This is a genomic window from Pseudomonas sp. P5_B2 (assembly GCF_056400445.1).
Map to the genome: position 1 here is coordinate 1 of NZ_JBFULH010000830.1, position 1,549 is coordinate 1,549.

Genomic DNA, 1,549 nt, shown 5'->3' on the forward strand with positions numbered 1-1,549 from the left:
GGTAAGAGTGTTGATGCTCAAAAGTCTAAGCCGGCAGTCGTTTCCGCCCCCGTGGCCGCTAACGGGCCACAATGGGATCTCGAAGTGCGAGGCGTAACAACCCAGGCTGTCAGCGATTTGAGCGGCTGGTTGATCGAGCATAGCTTCGTTTCCAGCGTCGTCATGGAAAACGGCAACACGCGCATTCTGATGGGGCCATACAGTTCGAAAGCCGAGGCCGAAGCCAAGCAGGCAGAGGTGGCTGCGGCGCTTACCCGGGCCAAGAAACAGAACATCGAAGTGCTGGTGCTTGAGCGTCCTGCAGCCCAGTAACGCAGGCGGCTGGAAACGCAAAAGGCCTCGGGTTCTACACCGAGGCCTTTTTTCTTTTCTGTGGCGATCAGCCGCAGGCTTTCATATTCACCGGTCCGACAAACTCATTGCCGCGACCCATGGCACACGCCACGCTTTGATTGCGCTGGCGTTCCCAGGCTTCCACCGGATAGGTTTTGTTCCAGGCCTCGTACAGTTGGCGATCCTGTTTCGACAAGCTCAAACCGTATTGCTTGCTCATATAAAAATAAGTCCGGGCAATCATGCCGCGAATGGAGGGACGGGGCATGACCTTCTTCGCCTTGAAGTCGACCTGAGTCAGGCATGAGCCATATTGGCCAGTCTGCACCGGCAGCCAACCAAAACTGAAATTATTGCGATCGCCATTTACCTCGCCAATGCTCGGCACCAGGTTGTGTAAATCGGCTTCGGCCTTCTGGTAAACCGGATCAAAACGGGTGCAATTTTTGCGTCCACCTGTCTGCCAGCACTGACGCTGATGGCCGATCTGCCACGCCGGGACAATGTGTTCCCACTCGATGCGGGCGGCGCGTTTGGCGTTTTTGCGCGGCACATAACCACAGGCCGCCAAGTTCACCTTGTTGCCGGTGTATTTGCAGCCGCAATAAAACTCGGTGGATTGCGGTGCATACAACTTCCAGGCGACTTTTTTGGCCTCATCGAAAGTGCGCGGGGCGCCAGCCTGGGCGCCGAGGGCGATTAGCAGAAACAGCAAAGCAAACCAGCGGACACTCATTGACTCAATCTTCCTTCGGCACAACCCAGAAAATCTGCACACCGCCATCGTCACGATAGGCGAGGGTAACGTTGTCGTTCTCGTCGATCTCTTCGAGCAATTGCTCCCACTCATCCACGGGTTCGTCCGGCAGGCGGAAGATCAGTGCGGCTTTGGCTTTTTGAGCGGTGGGGGAATTGATGATTTTCTGAACGCGCAGACCCATGCGTGCATAGGTGTCAACGGAGGCGGAGGTGGCGGCCACAGGATTGTCCTTATTAAGCTGTACGTACATACAGTATTAAACTGTAAGCATTTTCGCAACTGCTTAAAAGTTAAGAAAAGCCTCTGACAGCAGTTTTTCCGTTTGGTGTAGGAAGAAGGAAAAATTTTATCGAGGTTTTGGGCAAGACGTGAACCACCCGTCAACGCTGACGAGGGGTTGAGAGAGGCAGCCTTCCGTGGGTGCGTCAAGGAAGCGCATTGCGCCTGCCTCATCAG

The 1,549-nt window shown here is 54.9% G+C and carries 3 protein-coding genes; 1 reads left to right on the top strand and 2 read right to left on the bottom strand.

The features are described from left to right. Nucleotides 1–312, top strand: a 312-nt coding sequence (locus AC1DRJ_RS27205) for an SPOR domain-containing protein (RefSeq protein ID WP_477804871.1), incomplete at its 5' end; no start/stop codon positions are given. A gap of 67 nt (nucleotides 313–379) precedes the next feature. On the opposite strand, the gene AC1DRJ_RS27210 is transcribed toward AC1DRJ_RS27205, so the two are convergent. Continuing rightward, nucleotides 380–1,069, bottom strand: a complete 690-nt coding sequence (locus AC1DRJ_RS27210) for an endonuclease (RefSeq protein WP_477804872.1) — start codon at nucleotides 1,067–1,069, stop codon at nucleotides 380–382. 4 nt (nucleotides 1,070–1,073) lie between these two features. Next, nucleotides 1,074–1,343 carry a DUF1654 domain-containing protein gene (locus AC1DRJ_RS27215; RefSeq protein WP_477804873.1) on the bottom strand — a complete coding sequence of 90 codons (270 nt, stop codon included), beginning with the start codon at nucleotides 1,341–1,343 and terminating at the stop codon, nucleotides 1,074–1,076. Nucleotides 1,344–1,549 lie beyond the last annotated feature (206 nt).